Origin of the sequence: Megasphaera sp. SC8-1 (assembly GCF_024436295.1) — a bacterium.
GTDB classification, from domain to species: Bacteria; Bacillota; Negativicutes; order Veillonellales; family Megasphaeraceae; genus Megasphaera; species Megasphaera elsdenii.
On the sequence record NZ_JANFQH010000009.1, the window covers coordinates 1 to 18,562 of the forward strand.

At 49.2% G+C, this 18,562-nt stretch carries 18 protein-coding genes, 1 pseudogene and 1 riboswitch; of the genes and pseudogenes, 3 read left to right on the top strand and 16 right to left on the bottom strand.

Features of this window, described 5'->3' with window-relative positions:
* Window positions 1-279 precede the first annotated feature (279 nt).
* Window positions 280-750, top strand: a pseudogene (locus NOS26_RS03400) (transposase); the annotation flags it as partial.
* Window positions 751-1,017: 267 nt separating this feature from the next.
* On the opposite strand, the gene rplL reads toward NOS26_RS03400, so the two are convergent.
* The 12 genes from rplL to NOS26_RS03460 all read right to left on the bottom strand — a co-directional run bounded on the left by rplL (window position 1,018) and on the right by NOS26_RS03460 (window position 8,822).
* Complete coding sequence (gene rplL / locus NOS26_RS03405; protein WP_014015368.1) at window positions 1,018-1,386, bottom strand: 50S ribosomal protein L7/L12; 369 nt, start codon at window positions 1,384-1,386, stop codon at window positions 1,018-1,020.
* A gap of 58 nt (window positions 1,387-1,444) precedes the next feature.
* The gene (gene rplJ / locus NOS26_RS03410; protein ID WP_014015369.1) at window positions 1,445-2,002 is read right to left on the bottom strand and encodes a 50S ribosomal protein L10; all 558 of its coding nucleotides are present in this window, start codon (window positions 2,000-2,002) and stop codon (window positions 1,445-1,447) included.
* Between the two features lie 172 nt (window positions 2,003-2,174).
* Entirely contained in the window at window positions 2,175-2,891 is a 717-nt protein-coding gene (gene rplA / locus NOS26_RS03415) for a 50S ribosomal protein L1 (RefSeq protein ID WP_014015370.1), read from the bottom strand.
* A gap of 60 nt (window positions 2,892-2,951) precedes the next feature.
* Window positions 2,952-3,377 carry a 50S ribosomal protein L11 gene (gene rplK / locus NOS26_RS03420; RefSeq protein WP_014015371.1) on the bottom strand — a complete coding sequence of 142 codons (426 nt, stop codon included), beginning with the start codon at window positions 3,375-3,377 and terminating at the stop codon, window positions 2,952-2,954.
* A gap of 89 nt (window positions 3,378-3,466) precedes the next feature.
* Complete coding sequence (gene nusG, locus NOS26_RS03425; RefSeq protein WP_014015372.1) at window positions 3,467-4,006, bottom strand: transcription termination/antitermination protein NusG; 540 nt, start codon at window positions 4,004-4,006, stop codon at window positions 3,467-3,469.
* A 15-nt stretch (window positions 4,007-4,021) separates the two neighbouring features.
* Window positions 4,022-4,261 (bottom strand): preprotein translocase subunit SecE, encoded by a 240-nt coding sequence (gene secE / locus NOS26_RS03430; protein WP_014015373.1) that lies wholly within the window; start codon window positions 4,259-4,261, stop codon window positions 4,022-4,024.
* Window positions 4,262-4,308: 47 nt separating this feature from the next.
* Window positions 4,309-4,458 carry a 50S ribosomal protein L33 gene (gene rpmG / locus NOS26_RS03435; RefSeq protein WP_014015374.1) on the bottom strand — a complete coding sequence of 50 codons (150 nt, stop codon included), beginning with the start codon at window positions 4,456-4,458 and terminating at the stop codon, window positions 4,309-4,311.
* Window positions 4,459-4,727: 269 nt separating this feature from the next.
* Complete coding sequence (locus tag NOS26_RS03440) at window positions 4,728-5,099, bottom strand: nucleotidyltransferase substrate binding protein (RefSeq protein ID WP_027895174.1); 372 nt, start codon at window positions 5,097-5,099, stop codon at window positions 4,728-4,730.
* A gap of 130 nt (window positions 5,100-5,229) precedes the next feature.
* Complete coding sequence (locus NOS26_RS03445) at window positions 5,230-6,666, bottom strand: aspartate ammonia-lyase (protein WP_036202752.1); 1,437 nt, start codon at window positions 6,664-6,666, stop codon at window positions 5,230-5,232.
* Window positions 6,667-6,925: 259 nt separating this feature from the next.
* Complete coding sequence (locus NOS26_RS03450) at window positions 6,926-7,111, bottom strand: ferredoxin (RefSeq protein WP_014015377.1); 186 nt, start codon at window positions 7,109-7,111, stop codon at window positions 6,926-6,928.
* 118 nt (window positions 7,112-7,229) lie between these two features.
* Window positions 7,230-8,399: an iron-containing alcohol dehydrogenase gene (locus tag NOS26_RS03455; protein ID WP_027895176.1), complete on the bottom strand. Its 1,170-nt coding sequence runs from the start codon at window positions 8,397-8,399 to the stop codon at window positions 7,230-7,232.
* Between the two features lie 153 nt (window positions 8,400-8,552).
* Complete coding sequence (locus NOS26_RS03460) at window positions 8,553-8,822, bottom strand: heavy-metal-associated domain-containing protein (RefSeq protein WP_014015379.1); 270 nt, start codon at window positions 8,820-8,822, stop codon at window positions 8,553-8,555.
* Window positions 8,823-9,047: 225 nt separating this feature from the next.
* Between NOS26_RS03460 and NOS26_RS03465 the strand changes: the two genes are divergently transcribed.
* Complete coding sequence (locus NOS26_RS03465; RefSeq protein WP_072983874.1) at window positions 9,048-10,430, top strand: amino acid permease; 1,383 nt, start codon at window positions 9,048-9,050, stop codon at window positions 10,428-10,430.
* A 187-nt stretch (window positions 10,431-10,617) separates the two neighbouring features.
* Here NOS26_RS03465 and eno read toward each other — a convergent pair whose 3' ends face one another.
* From eno to NOS26_RS03480, 3 genes are all read right to left on the bottom strand, one after another.
* The gene (gene eno, locus NOS26_RS03470) at window positions 10,618-11,913 is read right to left on the bottom strand and encodes a phosphopyruvate hydratase (protein WP_255917280.1); all 1,296 of its coding nucleotides are present in this window, start codon (window positions 11,911-11,913) and stop codon (window positions 10,618-10,620) included.
* Window positions 11,914-12,574: 661 nt separating this feature from the next.
* Window positions 12,575-13,555, bottom strand: coding sequence for a GGDEF domain-containing protein (locus tag NOS26_RS03475; RefSeq protein WP_074786965.1), 981 nt, complete (start codon window positions 13,553-13,555; stop codon window positions 12,575-12,577).
* Between the two features lie 102 nt (window positions 13,556-13,657).
* Window positions 13,658-13,731, bottom strand: a riboswitch (cyclic di-GMP riboswitch).
* 75 nt (window positions 13,732-13,806) lie between these two features.
* Window positions 13,807-14,874, bottom strand: a complete 1,068-nt coding sequence (locus NOS26_RS03480; protein WP_074786963.1) for a glycosyl hydrolase family 18 protein — start codon at window positions 14,872-14,874, stop codon at window positions 13,807-13,809.
* A gap of 146 nt (window positions 14,875-15,020) precedes the next feature.
* Here NOS26_RS03480 and NOS26_RS03485 point away from each other — a divergent pair, with 146 nt between their 5' ends.
* Window positions 15,021-16,247 carry a transposase gene (locus tag NOS26_RS03485; protein ID WP_255917210.1) on the top strand — a complete coding sequence of 409 codons (1,227 nt, stop codon included), beginning with the start codon at window positions 15,021-15,023 and terminating at the stop codon, window positions 16,245-16,247.
* A gap of 351 nt (window positions 16,248-16,598) precedes the next feature.
* Here the strand turns inward: NOS26_RS03485 and NOS26_RS03490 are convergent, their stop codons facing one another.
* Window positions 16,599-18,416, bottom strand: coding sequence for an ammonium transporter (locus NOS26_RS03490; RefSeq protein WP_074787587.1), 1,818 nt, complete (start codon window positions 18,414-18,416; stop codon window positions 16,599-16,601).
* Between the last annotated feature and the right edge of the window lie 146 nt (window positions 18,417-18,562).

An 18,562-nucleotide genomic window follows, 5' to 3' on the forward strand; every position in this document is an offset into this window, starting at 1 on the left:
AACTATGCTAAAAATTTCAAAAATCAGGCTATGCACAGAATTCGCGCGGGACGCCCACACGGCGTCCCCTACAGCACAAGACCTTCGGCCGTGAATTATTTGATATTACCTATATGAGATTTTTAACAATTCACGTGGCGCAGCCCGTTCGTAGGGGCGTCCCTAATCGGAATAAGGTAAAATATATTTCGCAAATTCAATTTCATAAAAAATAGACATAGTCTATTGCCGCTAGTACAATTAAGTTACCACACAAAATTCGTAAGGAGGCAATAGACCATGTTTGGTAATATTATACAACTTAATGAGGATCTTATAAAGAATAATTTAAAGGATCTTATACGCAATAGTGTAGAGGAAACACTGAACGCCCTGCTCGACCACGAGGCGGATGAACTCGTCCGCGCTGGCAAGTATGAGCGAACGGGAGACCGTAAGGGCTACCGTTCCGGTCATTACGAGCGGAATTTTGGCACGACTTCCGGCGAAGTCAGATTACGCGTACCGAAGCTCAAGGGCATCCAGTTTGAAACGGCCATCATCGAGCGCTATAAACGCCGTGAATGCTCTGTCGAGGAAGCCCTTATTGAGATGTACCTGGCCGGCGTATCCGTGCGCCGTGTCGAAGATATCACCGAATTGCTTTGGGGCATAAAGGTCTCCTCTGGCATCATCAGCAATCTCAACCAGAAGGCATACAAGCACATCGAGGAGTGGCGTCAGCGTCCTTTAACGGGGGAATATCCGTATTATGAACATGGAGCATCTATTCAAGAGGGAAATTGAGCAGCCAAATGACGAGGAAAATCCATATATCTGATTACGATATTTACTGGCGGATGAAATGAATTTGCGAAAGAATCTTGACACTATCGGCGTCCCCTACACCGGCCGTGAATTATTTTGATAGTCGCCCTTATTAGGGGAGGCTTACGCGGCACAGTCGCATCTGAATTCAAATTTATAAAAAAGCTGCCGCACGATTGTGCAGCAGCTTTTGTAATTTCACAAAGGAAATTATTTGAGTTCGACAGTAGCGCCAGCTTCTTCGAGTTTAGCTTTGAGAGCTTCAGCGTCAGCTTTAGCAACGCCTTCTTTAACAGCTTTCGGAGCGCCGTCAACGAGAGCTTTAGCGTCTTTCAAGCCGAGGCCGGTAACTTCACGGACAACTTTGATAACGCCGATTTTTTTGTCGCCAGCAGACTGGAGAATGACGTCAAATTCGGATTTTTCTTCAGCAGCAGCAGCGCCAGCAGCCGGAGCAGCAGCAACAGCAACCGGAGCAGCAGCGGAAACGCCGAATTTGTCTTCCATAGCTTTTACGAGTTCGGAAAGTTCGAGAACAGTCATATTTTCAATGGCTTCCATGATTTCTTCTTTAGTCATTTTGAAATACCTCCATAGTATCAATTTTTGAGTTTAATTTTTTAGTTATGTAAGCTAATTAAGCAGTTTCCTGTTCTGCTTTTTTAGCGCGTACAGCGTCAAGCACATAAACCATGTTGCGGATATTGCCCTGGAGTACGTTGACAAGGCCAGAGATAGGAGCCTGCATGCTGCCAACCAATTTTGCGAGGAGTTCTTCGCGGCTCGGCAAGCTTGCCAGAGCGTCAACAGCTGCAACATCAATGACCTGACCATCAACTAAGCCTGCTTTTACAGTCAAAGCTTCGGTCTTTGTTTCTTTGATGAATTCTTTGAGGATCTTAGCCGGAGCTACAGCGTCTTCTGCGGAAAATGCGAGAGCTGTCGGGCCTTCGAGAATTGCATCTAATGCGTTATAGCCGAGTTCGTCAGCGGCGATACGGGTCAACGTGTTTTTGATGACTTTGTATTCAACACCGCCTTCGCGGAACTTACGGCGAAGTTTCGTGACATCAGCTACGGTGAGGCCGGAGAAACCAACGAAAACAGCGCCCTGAGCGGACTGCAGTTTTTCTTTCATTTCTTCAACGACAGCGGCTTTTGCCGGAGAAACCGGATGATTTGCATATGTGGACATGAGTTCGATACACCTCCTTGAACTGGGATTTATATCGTCTTAGCAATCAAAAACGGCCTCATGGAAACCACGAGGCCGAACTAGTCAAAGTCAGATATCTGCTAGTTTCATAGCCTCAGATGGCGGACATACGTCCATTATACATACCTTCAGTCTACAGCTAAGAGAGATATTAATTTTCTTCTTTCTTTGCAGCACCTTTGATGCTGTACTGATTGATGTGGATGCCAGGGCCCATCGTGGAGCTAACCGTGATGGATTTAATGTACTGGCCTTTTGCACCCGACGGTTTAACTTTGATGAGTGTATCAACCAAAGCAGTCAGGTTATCAATCAATTTATCTGCTTCGAAAGATTTTTTACCGATAGAAGAATGAATGTTGCCGGCTTTATCCGTACGGTATTCAACTTTACCAGCTTTACTTTCGCTAACAGCTTTTGTAACGTCCATCGTGACAGTACCAACCTTCGGGTTAGGCATGAGGCCTTTAGGACCGAGGATTTTACCGAGACGACCAACTTTACCCATCATGTTCGGAGTAGCGATTGCTACGTCGAATTCGAGCCAGCCACCTTTGATCTTTTCTACGAGATCATCAGCACCGACATAGTCAGCGCCAGCAGCTAAAGCTTCTTTTTCTTTATCGCCCTGAGCAAATACGAGGACGGTCTTGGATTTACCAGTGCCGTGGGGCAGTACCAAGGCGCCGCGGACCTGCTGGTCGGCGTATTTCGGATCTACGTTAAGGTTTACGGCCAATTCAACAGTTTCGTCGAATTTAGCAGTATCCATCTTTTTCAAGATGTCGATTGCTTCTGCAACATCATACTGTTTCTGTTTATCGAACAGTTTTGCAGCTTCAGCATATTTCTTGCCTACTTTTGCCATGTTTCTTCCTCCTTATGTGGTTTAGCGGGTTACCCCTTCCACGGGCAGAGAACCATCGAATTAGTCGACGATTTCGATACCCATGCTGCGAGCTGTACCTTCAATCATCTTCATAGCAGCTTCAACGTCGTTAGCGTTGAGGTCCGGCATCTTAGTCGTTGCGATTTCGCGGACTTTGTCGCGGCCCAATTTAGCTACTTTTTTCTTGTTCGGTTCGCCCGAAGCTTTGTCCAAACCTGCTGCTTTCTTCAAGAGAACGGCAGCCGGCGGTGTTTTCGTAATGAAAGTGAAGGAACGGTCTTCATAGACTGTGATTTCGACAGGGATGATGAAGCCAGCCTGTTTAGCTGTACGTTCGTTAAATTCCTTGACGAAAGCCATGATGTTGACACCAGCCTGGCCTAATGCAGGGCCAATCGGAGGCGCCGGAGTTGCTTTACCAGCTTCACACTGGAGTTTTACCATTCTTGCTACTTTTTTTGCCATGGTGAGTTACACCTCCTTACATTACAAGATGTGGTCAAACGAATCTTGCGATTCTCCCACTCGCGGCAAGTCGCCGCATTTAGAAGTATTTATTCCAGACCCTTCTCGATTTGAGAATAGTCGACTTCTACTGGAGTTTCTCGGCCAAACATATTGACAAGGCCTTTGACAGTCCCTTTTTCTTCATTGATTTCCGTTACGACGGCCATGCAATTTTCAAAAGGACCTTCGGTAATGCGCACTTCTTCGCCAACTTCGACAGAGATATGCGTTTTCGGTTCGCTTTCAATTCCCTGGGTCTTCAGAATCTTTTCGACTTCTTTCGGTTCCAGCGGAATCGGTTTAGTAGCCGAGCCAACAAACCCGGTGACACCCGGCGTATTGCGGACGACATACCAGGAACGGTCATTGACTTCCATTTCGATGAGAACGTAGCCAGGGAATACTTTCCGTTTGACTGTCCGTTTCTTACCGTCCTTGACGTCAATTTCATCTTCCATTGGAATGAGGATACGGTTAATGACGTTTTCCAAACCCATGGATTTGACTTTCTGTTCCAGCGTCTGCATTACTTTATTTTCATAACCAGAATACGTATGGATGACATACCATTTCATATCTGCTTCCATTTAAGCGCAAGCCCCCTATCCGACAACAAGCTGGAGTAACTTGAACAGCTGTGAAAATACGCCGTCAGCTACGCCAATGATTACCATTACGACGATTGTAGCGACGATGACCATAACCGTGTAGTTGATCAATTCCTTCTTCGTCGGCCAGATGACTTTTTTCATTTCTACCTTTACGCCAGATAAAAATGATTTGCCCGCGTTCTTCTTCTTGTTCTTATTCTTTTGTGCTGCTTTTTTAGCTGAAAGTGCCATATAACCTCTCACATCCAAATAAGATTAGCACAATCTTATTCAATCAATTATTTCGTTTCTTTGTGTAATGTTTCTTTTTTGCAGAACGGGCAGTATTTTTTCAGTTCCAAACGATCCGGGTTATTTTTCTTGTTTTTGTTCGTCCGGTAGTTACGCTGTTTGCATTCTGTGCATGCCAAAGTGATAGCTGTACGCATTCCTTACACCTCTCTTAAAAATAGTCACAAGCCTAGTGTTACGTAAGACTGCCTTTATAATGTATCACAACAGTCCCCTCTAAGTCAAGGAAATTTTTCTGTAACTTAAAAAAGCCAGGCGTTGGTAAACGCCTAACTTTAGCTATTCTAACATGTGACGACTGTTCTGTCAAGAGAGTTTCCATAATTCCATAGCGGGCCGCCCGCCGGGACGGCCCCTACGCACAAGGCCGCTGGCCGTGTATTTTTTTGTGACTTGTGGCCTGCGTCTATCGCGGCGCAGCCGCATCTGAATCGTACAACGCCGCCAGGGCGTCCTGGTATGGCCCCAAGATGCGTCCTACCTGTGCTTCTATGGCGTCCTGGCTGCCGTGGCGGTCACGGAGCATGGCCAGCCAGATATCTTCATCGACGAAGAGGTACTGCTCGTATGCGGCGGCGATGAGCTCCTTGGCAGACCCCATGGCGGCCAGGCCCTGTCCGTCCCGCTTCAAGGCTTCGCGAAAGGCCATCAGGCCCAGATCGAAGGCCTCCTGAAAGAGGTGGACGATGCCGTGACAAATGAAGGGATTCGTCAAATCCACCTCTTCTGCCTGCTGCAAAAGCTGTATATGTTCCTGAAAATCACGCTGCCAATCCATAAATACCTCCCAAACATCAAACATCAAACATCAAACATCGAACCTATTATAATGGATTTCCGGCAAAAAAAGAAGCGGCCCTGCTGTCAGGAGGAGACAGGGCCGCTTCCGCGATAAATGGCTTGGGAATTTAGCCAGAGATTTTCTGTTGTGCCAGATAGGTTTCTTCCAGGACCTCCTTACCGGCAATGCCCGGTTGGGTCATTTCCTGCGGCGACAAGATGATGTCTATCTGTTCTTTTGTCAGATAGCCGTGTTCGAGGATGATTTCCCGGATGGGACGGCCTGTGGCATAGGCTTCCTTGGCCAGCATAGACGACCGTTCATAGCCGATGTGCGGCAAGAGGGCCGTGACGATGCCGACGCTGTGGTCGACCCAGGACTGGCAGGCTTCTTTATTGGCCTTGACGCCTTTGAGCAGGTATTTGACAAAGGCATGGACAGCATTGGTCAAATACTGCATGGAGTGGAAGAGATTGAAAGCCATGACCGGTTCCATGACATTCAGCTCGAACTGGCCGTTTTCGACGCCCAGGCTGATAGCCATGTCGTTGCCGATGATCTGGTAACACGTCTGGTCGAGGACTTCTGCCATGACCGGATTGACTTTGCCCGGCATGATGGAAGAACCAGGCTGACGAGCCGGCAGTTTCAATTCGTTGAGGCCGCAGCGTGGACCGGAAGCCATGAGGCGGAAATCGTTGGCCATCTTGATGAGCATGAGGGCCGTAGCTTTCATGTTGCCCGATACTTCAGCAAAGATGTCCGTATTATTGGTCATGTCGATGAGGTTGCGGGCTGTGACATAGATATCACCGGTCAGCATGGAAAGTTTCGCAGCAACGGCTTTGATATAGGCCGGTTCGGCATTGAGGCCCGTGCCGACAGCCGTGCCGCCCATGTTGATGACATGGACGCCTTCGAGGGACCGGGAAATACGTTTGCGGCCGCGGGCGACAGCCGAAGCATAAGCGCCCATTTCCTGGCCAAGCGTGATGGGAACGGCATCCTGCAAGTGGGTACGGCCCATCTTGATGACGTCTTTAAATTCGTCGGCTTTGACGTCCAGTTCTGTTTCCAGTTCTTTCAGCGCAGCCGTCAATTTCTTGCCTTTCATGCTCAGGCAGACTTTGATGCTCGTCGGGAAGACGTCGTTCGTCGACTGGGCCATGTTGGCGTGGTTGTTCGGCGAGATAAGGTCGTAACGGCCTTTTTCTTTGCCCATGATTTCCAAAGCCCGGTTGCACAATACTTCGTTCATGTTCATATTTACCGAAGTACCGGCACCCCCTTGGATCGGATCAACAGGGAACTGGTCCAGCCACTGACCGTCGATGATTTCACTGGCTGCCTGTACCAGGGCATTGCCGATTTTCTTGTCGAGCCGTCCCGTTTCCATGTTGGCGAGAGCAGCTGCTTTTTTGACAATGGCCATGGCCTGGATGAAGTCCGGATCCAGATGTTCCCCTGTAATATGGAAGTTTTCCATAGCTCGCATGGTCTGTACGCCATAATAAACATTATCCGGTACATTCATTTCACCTAAAAAGTCATGTTCTGTTCTCATAATATCCTCCCCAATAACCCATTGATGCATTAAATATTTTGTATACAGTATTCAAGTAATAATTACAACGTTTCTGTTGCAATTAAATTCATACCCCTCCGGCGTCCCCACGCCGGTACATACAGAAAAGGCGCTGTTGAAATTGCTTCAACAGCGCCTTTGCCGTACGTACTATGAATTTACCTATATCATAGTGCATGTGCCTGTACTTGTCAATATTTATTCCGTAACTTTATGTTTTATTTAGATTGATTACGGCTTATGCTTCTTCGATAGCGCCAGCCGGGCAGGAGTTCATGGCTTCCTGAGCAGCGTCATTGTTAGCTTCCGTCGATTCAGCGTAGGCTTCTGCCATACCCGTATCATCGTTCATGCGGAATACTTCTGGACACGTATTAACACACAGACCACAAGCAATGCACGTATCGTTTACTTTATATTTCATAATGAGTCACTCCTTTGACCGGACCTTCTATCCGGAAAACTTAGTCCAGTAAATCATTCCTTACTGTGCCTATAGTATACCCCGGTTTCGGCCAAATGGCTGTTGTATTTACAACACTTTAGCGATAAGATGCCTGATAAATAGCGACACAGTCGTCTTCGCTCATAGGCATGCGGTCGGCCATGAATAATCCCGCCATAGCCGTCTTGGCATTATGGGCCATTTTATGGAATTCGTCGGGACTGATGCCGTAATCGGACATCTTGAGATTGGCGACGCCGCATTTTTCCTGTAATTCCTTCAGGGCATCGAGGAAGTCTTCCGGTTTTGCCGCATCAGGACGGCCCATATGGCGGGCCAGGATAATGAAGCGGTCGTCACAGACGTGGATGTCGATCATGTGCGAGAAATAAGCCAGGCTGATCATGATGAGGCCGGCACCGTGGGGCAGGGCCTGGTGATAGGCGCTGAGGGCGTGTTCCAGTGAGTGCTCACTCATATTGGAGCTGAGGCACATTTCCAGACCGCCGAGATAGTTACCGAAAGCGACGCGCTCCCGGGCCTTCATGTCGATGCCGTTCTGGACAGCCGTCGGCAAATAGGCGCTGATCTGGGAGATGGCTTCCAAGGCGACCATTTCACTCATCAGATTGGCTTTATTGGCCAGATAGCCCTCGATGTTGTGGAACAGGGCGTCGAACCCCTGATAAGCCGTGAATTTCGGCGGTACCGTCGCCATCAGTTCCGGGTCGATGATAGCCAGGACCGGAAACAGGGACGGGCCTTTGACAGGTGTCTTTTCATTCGTATCTTCATTGGTGATGACGCCGCCAGCATCCGTTTCCGAACCAGTCCCGGCCGTCGTCGTAATGGCTACGATAGGCAGAGGTTTTATGGCAATGGGCTTGCCCTTGCCCGTGCCCTGCGTGATGTAATCCCACAAATCACCGTCATTGGTCGCTACGACGGCAATCCCTTTGGCCGCATCGATACAGCTGCCGCCGCCTAAGGCCACGATGAAGTCACACTGATGTTCCCGAGCCATAGCACCGCCGCGCATGACCGTCGACTTTAAGGGATTGGCTTCGACCTGGTCAAAAAGGACCGTTTCGACGCCGGCTGTATGCAGTTCTTTTTCCGTCCGGTCCAGGTAGCCGTTGACCTTAGTCGATTTCCCATTGGAAATGACCAGCAAAGCTTTCTTGCCGGGAAGATCCTGTTCATGTAAATGGTTGAGCTGACCAGCACCAAATAACGCTTTCGTAGGGACAAACATCTGAAAAGACACGATGACACCACTCCTTGTCTGATACGAAAACAAGGCTGTGCAGAGAGAAAGAAATCCCTCTTGCGACAGCCCTGTCGGAAATATAAAATTTAATTTATGTGCTGATTATACTACAATATTTCATTATTATCAATCGTTTATTTTATTTTTTAATTATTTTTTCGGATGAAGCGAAATATCCGTTGCGGCATAGCCCGCATTGACGACCGCTTTCAAAAGGTCTTCGTCTTTGACGGAATCGTCGACGATGACTTCGGCTTCACCTCTCATCAGATTGACTTTCGCTTTCTTGACCCCTGGCACAGCTTCCAATGCCTGCGTCGCATGGTTGACACAGTTCTGACAAACCATACCGGAAATAGAAACGTATTTTTTTGTCCCCGAAACATCATCATGATGGAAAAGATTGCTGAAAAACCCCATAAGTCATATCTCCCCTCTCTATTTCATTAAAATAAAAATAGTAATTCTCATCATCATTATTATAAGGTCTCTTAAAATGGATTTCAAGTGGGATACTGTATACATGATTCCATATTTATGAATTATATTGACTATGATGTATGCATCATAGTACACTATAGTTGACGAAAAGTTTATTAAATTAAACTCTTTTGTTAATTTTATTAAAATTAAGGAAGTGATTATATGTCGTTTTTCCACACCAAATCCGTTGCCCAGCTCCATGCCGATTCTGAAAATTCAAACCTCAACAAAGATTTAGGCGTCATGGACCTGACATTTCTTGGCGTTGGCGGCATCATCGGTGCCGGCATTTTCGTCTTGACAGGTATTGCAGCTGCCAAATACGCCGGTCCGGCTATTTCTATTTCTTTTGCCCTGGCAGGTCTCCTCTGTATCCTCGTCGGTCTCGCTTACAGTGAATTCGCCTCCATGATTCCTTCATCAGGCAGTGTCTATTCCTATACTTTTGCCTCCCTTGGCGAAGGCATGGCCTTTCTCACCGGCTGGTCCCTGCTCCTCGGCTACACGGTCACAGGCAGTGCCGTTGCCGTCGGCTTTTCCGGCTACCTGGCGGGCATCCTCAAATCGTACGGCTATATCATCCCGGAAGTTCTCTTAAAGACCCCGGCTGAAGGAGGCATCATCAATCTTCCGGCAGTCATCATCATCCTCCTGCTGGCCTTGGTCCTGATCCGCGGGACAGAACAGAGTGCTAAACTGAATACGGCCCTGGTCTTCATCACCCTGGCCGCCATCATCTCCTTCATCTGCATCGCCACACCTCATGTGGAAATGGCCAACTTCAAACCCTTCGCACCCTTCGGCGTCCAGGGTATCCTGAGCGGTACGGCCATTGTCTTCTTCTCGTACATGGGCTTCGACGCCGTCGCCACATCGGCTGAAGAATGTAAGAAACCGGAACGCGACCTGCCGATTGGCATCATTCTTTCTGTCTTCATCTGTATGTGCCTCTACGTCGCCATGGCCCTCTCCCTGACCGGTGCCATCAACTATACGGACCTGAATACGCCGGAACCGGTCGCCCATGCCCTGCGTATCCTCCACTGGCCGGGCGTGGCCAATCTCGTCGCCGTCGGCGCCATTGCCGGCATCATCACGACGCTCATCGTCTATCTCTTCGGTCAGGCGCGCATCTTCTTCGCCGTCTCCCGCGACGGTCTCCTGCCGGCAAGCATCGGCAAGATCCATCCGAAATACCATACGCCATACCTGGTCACGATCATCGGCTCCGTAACGATTGCCATCATCGCCGGCTTCGTACCGCTGATGCACATCGTCGAACTGTCGAATACAGGTGTCCTCGCCGTCTTCCTCCTGAACTTCATCAGTCTCTGGCACATGCGCCGCAAACACCCGGAAGCACCGCGCAAATTCCACTGCCCCTGTCTCCCTGTCGTCGCCGTCGTCGGCGTCATCGTCTGCGGCTACCTGATTTACGCCCTCTCCACCCTGACCCATCTCCTCTTCTTAGGCTGGATGGTCCTGGGCCTCATCATCTACTTCGCCTACAGCAGCAAGCACAGCATGAGCAGTAAAGAGCAGTAAAGTGAATTAAAGGGATTGTCGCACGAAGGTTTTTGCCATCATGCACAATCCCTTTTTCACGTCGTTTGCCGTGGGTCGTGATTCGTTTGCCGTGAAGGTTTAAAATTTATGGGAAACTTCGTCAAACGAACCACGCCAAACGAACCACAAAAGGGGCTAGTCGCTTAATGCGACAGCCCCTTTTTTCTTATCTCTTAATCCCGAAGGCCTGGAAACCGGGATAGATACCCTGGCCGTGCAATTCATCTTCAATCTGCAAGAGGCGGTTGTATTTTGCTACGCGTTCGCTGCGGTTCGGCGCGCCGCTCTTGATTTGTGCCGTATTCAGGGCGACCGCCAGATCGGCGATGGATGTGTCTTCTGTTTCGCCGGAACGGTGGGAAACGATGGCCCGATAACCGGCGCGATGGGCCATTTTGATAGCTTCCAACGTTTCCGATACGGAGCCAATCTGATTGAGTTTGATAAGGATGGCATTTCCGCAGCCTTGGGCAATCCCCTTGGCCAGGCGTTTCGTATTGGTTACGAATAAGTCGTCACCGACGAGCTGTACACGCTGTCCCAAAGCCTTAGTCAAAGCTGTCCAGCCATCCCAGTCTTCTTCATCCAAGCCATCTTCGATGGAGTAAATGGGATAAGCTTGGGACAGTTTCTGCCAGTGGGCGATGAGTTCGTCCGTCGTGAAAGACTGGCCGCTCTTGGGCAGGACGTAGACGCCCTGTTTCGGTCCCTTCCATTCGCTGGCAGCGGCATCGAGGGCCAGGACAAAATCTTTCCCCGGTTCATAACCGGCTTTTTCGATAGCCTGGAGGATGTACTGGATAGCTTCTTCATCGCTGGCCAAATTGGGAGCAAAACCGCCTTCATCACCGACGGAAGTAGCTAATCCTTTGGCCTTCAAGAGACCTGCCAGCGCATGATAGACTTCGGAGCACCAGCGCAGACCTTCCCGGAAAGAAGGAGCGCCTGCCGGCATGATCATGAATTCCTGGACATCGACGGTATTGGCCGCATGGGCACCGCCATTCAGGATATTCATCATGGGGACAGTCAGGTAGTTGCCATTGACGCCGCCGAGGAAACGGTAGAGGGGAATCCCCAGGGACGCAGCAGCCGCACGGGCGCAGGCCAGCGATACGGCTAAGATGGCATTGGCACCGAGCCGGGATTTGTCCGGCGTGCCATCGGCGTGGATCATCAAGCTGTCGACACCATACGTATCAAAAGGATCCTGACCTCTCAGGACGTCCTGTAAAACTGTATTGACATGGCTGACGGCCTGGGTGACACCTTTGCCGCCAAAGCGCTGGACATCGCCGTCACGCAGTTCCAAGGCTTCAAACTGCCCCGTCGAAGCGCCGCTGGGAGCGGCACTTCGGCCCAAGGTCCCGTCGGATAACAACACATCGGCCTGCACCGTAGGATTGCCGCGCGAATCAAGAATTTCCCGGCCGATGACTTTTTCAATGCGAATATCTTTCATAATAAAACCTCCTCTATCCATGAATAAGGTATGACGAATACCATTTGTTCAGTATCTTTACAACTATATTATACAATATAAGTATTCTTTCGCATAATACTTTACGAGAATCGCTGTTATTATAATTGGACATATTCAGTCCATCATTTATAAAAGGGCTTGTCGCACGACGACAAGCCCTTTAAAGTTGTTAGTGGCTAGCAGTTAGTTGTTAGCGGATGGCTTTAAATTTGAAGGTTTTCTCTGCAAACTACAAACTATAAAGTAAACGGGGCCTCTCATGATGGTAGAAACCTTCATGCAACAGCCCCTTTTTGACAAACTATACAGCAAAAGACAGGCATTCATTTCCATCGCCTGTATGCGATACGTAGGAGACGTCCTGATCAAGGCGTCCCGCTGTGAATCGTGTGTAGGACCCTTCTGGTATATGGGGCTTTTTTTCAAGCATCACCCGTCATGTATGTCGTGTACATCACATTTCAGGTGGGCCGCCCTAGCCGGGTCGGCCCCTACGCAGGCCCCGGTCGGGGCGTTTTTTTACGCGCTGAGGGCTTCCCGAAGCGTCGTTGTCAGTTTGAGTCTGTCGCGGCGGAACGCCGCATCTGAGTCCGCGAAAAAAGCCGTGGCTCGTGGCGGGCCGCCCTGGCCGGGTCGGCCCCTACGGGCGGATAACTTGCCGCCTATGGTAACGTCGTTTTTCTTCATACATGTGCTTATCGGCGGCTTGCAGGACAGGAGGCAAGCCTTGGATGGCTTCGGCTACCCAATGATAGCCCAGGGCAATGTTCAAGTTTTGGGACGCGATTTGTCTGCGGATCTGATAGCAGGCCTGATGGAAATTCCGTTCTTCCACATGCTGCCAGATGATGACGAATTCATCGCCACCGATGCGAAATACCTCACCGCCATGGCGATATTGCTGAAGAATCGACGCCGTATGACAGATGAGCCGGTCACCGCTGGCATGACCTTCTTCATCGTTCGTCTTCTTGAGGTTATTGATATCGGCAAAGAGGACGCCCATGCTGACCTGGCAGTTGACGTGCTGCTGATAGGCATCGAAGGCATTGCGGTTAAACACGCCGGTCATCTGATCGATGAAACTGTGGTTCCGCATCTGATAGATATGGTCGCGGCCTTTGAGCAGCACCAAAAGGAAGCTGCCTGCCAGGCGGAGTAATTCATCGGCCCGTTCTCTTGCATCGGGATGAATATTTTCCAAGACAATCGCGCCAATCCGGTTGCCCGGCATGAAAAAAGCCATCGCCGCTACATTGTGAATGTGAGCGCGATGCATATGTTCCTTTATAGAAGAATCCAGGTCCGGCCAGTCCGCCGTATTGGCAATGAAGACCGGATGGCCCCGACTGGCCAAGTCCTTGAACCAGCCCCGCAGCTTCTGCCGATCTTCGTTCGGGATGACACGATCCGTATCATAAGTCATGCCGTCCGGGGTCCAGCAATAGAAGTGGATAGGCGTATCATCGAAGAGAAACGCTTTTCCAGCGCCTAAAAATGAGCCAATGCGGGCAACAAAGGAAAAGAGGATGTCGTCCGGGTCATCATTGGTCATAGCCTGACACACGGCATCCTGTAAAATCGCAATAAGCGTCGCCATCTTTTTCTGATTACAGTACATGGAATCCCCCTTGTCTGATACACACAAAAAAAACGGCCCCATACTGGCTGTACGGCGGCCGTCATCAGAAACCTGATTCCTTTTTTGCACACAAAAAAGAGAGATTGCAACTGGCTGCCAGTAGAGGCCCTATAGCTTTGCGTCGCCGGGTTTCCCCGGGTTTGCCGAATTTAATGTTTACTTTTTACATCAAGTATTATATACCCAACCTAAATTTGTGTCAACAAACAGCATACAAAAGCATAAATATACTATGGCATCAAGCCAACATAGTATGTCCTGATGTGGTCATTTTCCCCTAAGCGCCACAGGGAAATGCCATCGACACCATGTTCCAGAGCCTGCTGTTTCCAGGCCCGGATCGTCTCGCTGTCGCCATACCAGCCGGTAACGGCCGCGCCATCGGCCCGACGCCCTTCAAACCGCAAGGCCTGGCTGGACGGTTCGCGCTGAACCTTGGCATGGAGGGATTTAGCCAGCTCCCGGGCTTCTCCTTCCGTGACCATACGCGGGCTCTGTCCGCTTTCCCAGATACAGCCACCAGTAGCAAAGGCGATGCTGTGCGGCCGCGGCAGACGGTCCACCCGTCCGAGGACGGTATTGATGAAGTCCGGATCCGCCTTGGGACCGGCGTCTTTCGTATGCGTACCATAGAGATTATAGCACATGATAACGTATTCCGGCCCTTCCGGGAAAATGAGCTTGTTGGCCGGGACAGACGGTTCAAAAATGATGCGCAAAGGCACCTGTTGTTCGTCAGCTGCCGCGGCGATTTCCTGGATGAATTTCACATAACGGAAAGCCACGAGAGGATTCTTCCAAACCTGTTCATAATCGATTTCCAGGCCGTCATAGCCATAGGCTTTCATAGTCCGGAACAAATCGTCAATATGGTCCTGACGCGAAGCCTGCGTGGCCAGAATAGTTTCCAGGATTGACGTATCTTTGACCTTGGTCTGCCCCTTCGGGTCCTGCGGGTTGTCATAGACATCGTTGACGACAGTCAGGTACTTCTTGACCGTCACCTTATAGCGGGGCAGTTTCTCTGCCGCGAAATCCTTGGCCGGCCCCAGGACGATAACTCGACCCTGGCCATCGAGGGCGCCGCCGAAATAACTGACTGAATTGAGCTGGCTGCTAATATCCTTGGCTTCTTTCAGCCCTTTGTCGTAATCCCAATAAGCAATCCAGGCATTGTTGTCAAAAGTCGGCTGGGGACGCTGCTTGGCTGCCGACGTCGACGGTACCATGAGCGACACCGCCCCGGCGACGACCAGGATGATGCCGGCGGCGACGGCGCCGGAGAGAATTTTCATCATATCGCGGGCAGGAGACCCTGACCTCTTAGGTTGGGGAGGAATGCCCGCTTCCTCCTTTCAATAATAAATAATAGACTTTTAGCAAAAAAATTATGATATAATAATTTTAATGAAATAATATAGATTTTAGAAAGGCAGGTGAAAAAATGTCTAACCTAACTAAAACGATAAAACTTCGTATACATGCTACTTCTGAACAAGAGTTTCTGTTCCGTCAGATGACCGAACAATACCGTCAGGCTTGTAACTTCGTGTCGCAGTACATCTTCAACAACCGATTTAACATGACCTACCAAAGTCTCAACAGAGAGCTGTACAGTGACCTGCGCAGCCAGTTCGGTCTGAAATCGCAGCTGGCCCAGTCTTCTATCAAGACGACGATTGCCAGATATAAAACGGTAAAACAACAGCTCTTCCAAAATCCCTACAGATATAAGGATAGGAATGGCAACTGGCAACGCATTACCAAAACTTTGGAATGGCTCTGGAAGCCAGTATTCTTCAGCCGTCCACAAGCAGACTTGGTCCGTAACCGAGATTACAGTTTCGTTAATGATGGTCAAATCCTATCTATCAATACACTCGGCAAAAGAACCAAATGCACTTTTGAGGGCGAACATTTCGCTGAATACCTTGATGGCGCTTATGACCTTGGAACAGCAAAACTGGTCGAACTCAAAGGTTTATGGTATCTCCACATTCCCGTAACCCAAGCTGTCGAAGATTTTCAGAAAGAAAACGTCCGTCACGTTGTCGGTATTGACCGTGGATTACGTTTTTTGACCGTTAGCTATGACGAACAGGGCAAAACTGAATTCGTCTCTGGTAAGAAGATGGCTACTAAACGCCATAAATTTCAGGAAGTCCGCCGCCAGCTCCAGTCTAAAGGTACAAAATCAGCAAAGCGTAGACTCAAAGCCATTTCAGGACGAGAGAACCGTTGGATGTCTGATGTAAACCATCGGATTTCTAAGACACTCGTTGAAAAATACGGCAAAGATACGCTGTTTGTGCTTGAAGATTTGACCGGTGTTAGCTTCGAAGAGTCCCATCTTTCAAAAACTGCTAAACAAAATTACGACCTGCGCAGCTGGGCGTTCTATCAGTTGGAGCAATTCCTGACCTATAAGGCTCATGAAAATCGTTCCGAAGTTCTGAAGGTATCTGCTAAGTATACCTCTCAACGTTGTCCCAAATGCGGTACTATCCACAAGGAAAACCGTGACCATCACAAACACTTATATCGTTGCCAGTGTGGTTACAGATCTAACGATGACCGTATCGGAGCTATGAATATCCAACTCCTCGGAACTATGTGGATTTCCGGAGATAACAATCCTCGTTACGAAAGAATAACAACTGCTTTGGAGTAAACTCCTTAGCAAAGCGGGTGTTGTCAGCCACCCGATGATGTAGGCGGATTTAGGAAGACATCTTTTGATGCCGTTAGTACCTATGCAGTTCCGACTTACAAGCTCCCACCTCAAACGCCGAAAGCGTTAGGTGGGGATAGTTGACGATTTTGCGCATAGTTCCTCCTCGAATTATAAAAATATCGGCCAAATTCCCTTGAAAAATAGGAAATTTCAGTATTTTCTCATAAAAAAAGGCGCTGTCCCATGAAGACAGCGTCTTTTGATGTTGGTCGTAGGTCGTTCATCATTTGTCGTAGGAAATTAAAAATATCAATCCCGTGCGATGAGCGATGAACTACGATAGAATACTTACTTATTAATAGGATAATCCTGCAGGGCTTCGTAGCCTTCTTCGCCGGTACGGATTTTGACGGCATTGTCAATGGTCGAGACGAAGACTTTGCCGTCGCCGTATTTGCCGGTGTACAGGACTTTCTTGGCGACATCGATGATCTTCCGTGGCGAGATTTTGGAAACGACCATTTCGACGCGTACTTTCGGAAGGAGTTTAGCCGATACTTTAGCGCCACGATACATTTCCGGACGGCCTTTTTCAATGCCGAAACCCAGGGCCCGGGTAATAGTCATGCCAGTGATGCCGATAGCTTCCATAGCTGCTTTGAGCGGTTCAAAGCGTTTTTCATCGGTAATGATCGTGACATTGTACAGATGATGGCCGTCAGCCGGCATAGACGTAACCGTAACGGCCGACGGAGCCGCTTCCGGTTTATCCAGAGGAACTTCAACAGCATCAGCCGGAGCCTTGCCTGCATCAATAGCCTGCGTAACCGTATCGGGCGTAATCATGAAGCCGGCATAAGCCGAAGCGATACCGTGTTCTTCCAAGTCCAAGCCGTTGATTTCTTCTTCTGCCGTAACGCGCAAGCCCATGGTGGCGTTGAGGATGCGGAAGACAATATTGATGGCGACGAAGACGTAGAGGGCGACGACACAGACGCCGAGAACCTGAATGAGGAAGAAGTGGGTTTCTCCCGTATAGAGCAAGCCATCTTTGACGCTGAACAATCCCGTCAGGATAGTGCCTAAAGCACCGCAGCCACCGTGAGCGGCAACAGCACCGACAGGGTCATCGATTTTCAATTTCTGGTCGATGAATTCGATGAGGAAAATGATGACAGCCCCGGAAATGACGCCAATGATGAAGGCACCGGTAACGCTGACAGCATCGCAGCCAGCCGTAATGGCGACTAAACCAGCCAAGCCGCCGTTCAAGGTCATGGAAACATCCGGTTTGCCATAGTGGATCCAAGTGACAATCATAGCCGTGCAAGCACCAGCAGCAGCCGCCATGTTGGTCGTAACGAAAATCATCGAAGCCGATACCAGCGTTTCATCGCCGGTCATGGAAACGGTTGAGCAGCCATTGAACCCGAACCAGCCGAACCAGAGGATGAACATGCCCAAGCAGGCCAACGGCAGGCTGTGACCCGGAATAGCATTGACACTACCATCTTTATTGTATTTGCCAATACGAGGTCCCAAAATCCAGGCACCGACGAGAGCACAGACACCGCCGACCATGTGAACGCAAGTGGAACCGGCAAAATCATGAAAACCTAATTCCTGGAGCCAGCCACCGCCCCAGATCCAGTGACCGGAAATCGGATAAATGAGCAGACTGATTAAGACAGAATAAATACAATAAACAGAGAACTTCGTCCGTTCTGCCATAGCGCCGGAAACAATAGTCGCCGATGTCGCACAGAAGACAGTCTGGAAAATGAGGAAAGCCATGTCCGGGAAACCGGCGTCATCAGCGACGTGGAAGTTCTGGACAAAAGGATCTGGAATCCCGATGATACCGTGAAAATCGGTACCAAACATAAGGCCAAAACCGAGGAACCAAAAGAAAACAGTCCCCAGCGCAAAGTCCATGAAATTCTTCATGACGATATTGCCAGCGTTCTTAGCCCGCGTCAAGCCCGTTTCCAACATGGCAAAACCAGGCTGCATGAAGAAGACCAGGGCAGCGCCGAGAAGAATCCAAATCGTATCGACCGAGGAATACCGGCCCGTTCCAGCATCTGCGGCCAAAGCGGCTAATGGACTGCAAGTCAAAATGGCTGCCAGGCTGCCGCGCTGAAGGATATGTCTGAATTCACTCATAAAACTCCCCTCCTTGCAAAAAGAGACGCCTGACCGTAGAAAACGACCAGGCGCCATTGCCAAACATATTAAATTAAACATAAATAATTTAAAACTTATAAATTTTAAATTTAAATATATTATAAAAACAAACGTTATACTTGTCA

Bases quoted from the DNA above. Each gene is read 5' to 3' on its own strand.
- rplL (WP_014015368.1), bottom strand. From the start codon at position 1,386: ATGACTAAAGAAGAAATCATGGAAGCCATTGAAAATATGACTGTTCTC.
- rplJ (WP_014015369.1), bottom strand. From the start codon at position 2,002: ATGTCCACATATGCAAATCATCCGGTTTCTCCGGCAAAAGCCGCTGTC.
- rplA (WP_014015370.1), bottom strand. From the start codon at position 2,891: ATGGCAAAAGTAGGCAAGAAATATGCTGAAGCTGCAAAACTGTTCGAT.
- rplK (WP_014015371.1), bottom strand. From the start codon at position 3,377: ATGGCAAAAAAAGTAGCAAGAATGGTAAAACTCCAGTGTGAAGCTGGT.
- nusG (WP_014015372.1), bottom strand. From the start codon at position 4,006: ATGGAAGCAGATATGAAATGGTATGTCATCCATACGTATTCTGGTTAT.
- secE (WP_014015373.1), bottom strand. From the start codon at position 4,261: ATGGCACTTTCAGCTAAAAAAGCAGCACAAAAGAATAAGAACAAGAAG.
- rpmG (WP_014015374.1), bottom strand. From the start codon at position 4,458: ATGCGTACAGCTATCACTTTGGCATGCACAGAATGCAAACAGCGTAAC.
- NOS26_RS03440 (WP_027895174.1), bottom strand. From the start codon at position 5,099: ATGGATTGGCAGCGTGATTTTCAGGAACATATACAGCTTTTGCAGCAG.
- NOS26_RS03445 (WP_036202752.1), bottom strand. From the start codon at position 6,666: ATGAGAACAGAACATGACTTTTTAGGTGAAATGAATGTACCGGATAAT.
- NOS26_RS03450 (WP_014015377.1), bottom strand. From the start codon at position 7,111: ATGAAATATAAAGTAAACGATACGTGCATTGCTTGTGGTCTGTGTGTT.
- NOS26_RS03460 (WP_014015379.1), bottom strand. From the start codon at position 8,822: ATGGGGTTTTTCAGCAATCTTTTCCATCATGATGATGTTTCGGGGACA.
- NOS26_RS03465 (WP_072983874.1), top strand. From the start codon at position 9,048: ATGTCGTTTTTCCACACCAAATCCGTTGCCCAGCTCCATGCCGATTCT.
- eno (WP_255917280.1), bottom strand. From the start codon at position 11,913: ATGAAAGATATTCGCATTGAAAAAGTCATCGGCCGGGAAATTCTTGAT.
- NOS26_RS03475 (WP_074786965.1), bottom strand. From the start codon at position 13,555: ATGTACTGTAATCAGAAAAAGATGGCGACGCTTATTGCGATTTTACAG.
- NOS26_RS03480 (WP_074786963.1), bottom strand. From the start codon at position 14,874: ATGATGAAAATTCTCTCCGGCGCCGTCGCCGCCGGCATCATCCTGGTC.
- NOS26_RS03485 (WP_255917210.1), top strand. From the start codon at position 15,021: ATGTCTAACCTAACTAAAACGATAAAACTTCGTATACATGCTACTTCT.
- NOS26_RS03490 (WP_074787587.1), bottom strand. From the start codon at position 18,416: ATGAGTGAATTCAGACATATCCTTCAGCGCGGCAGCCTGGCAGCCATT.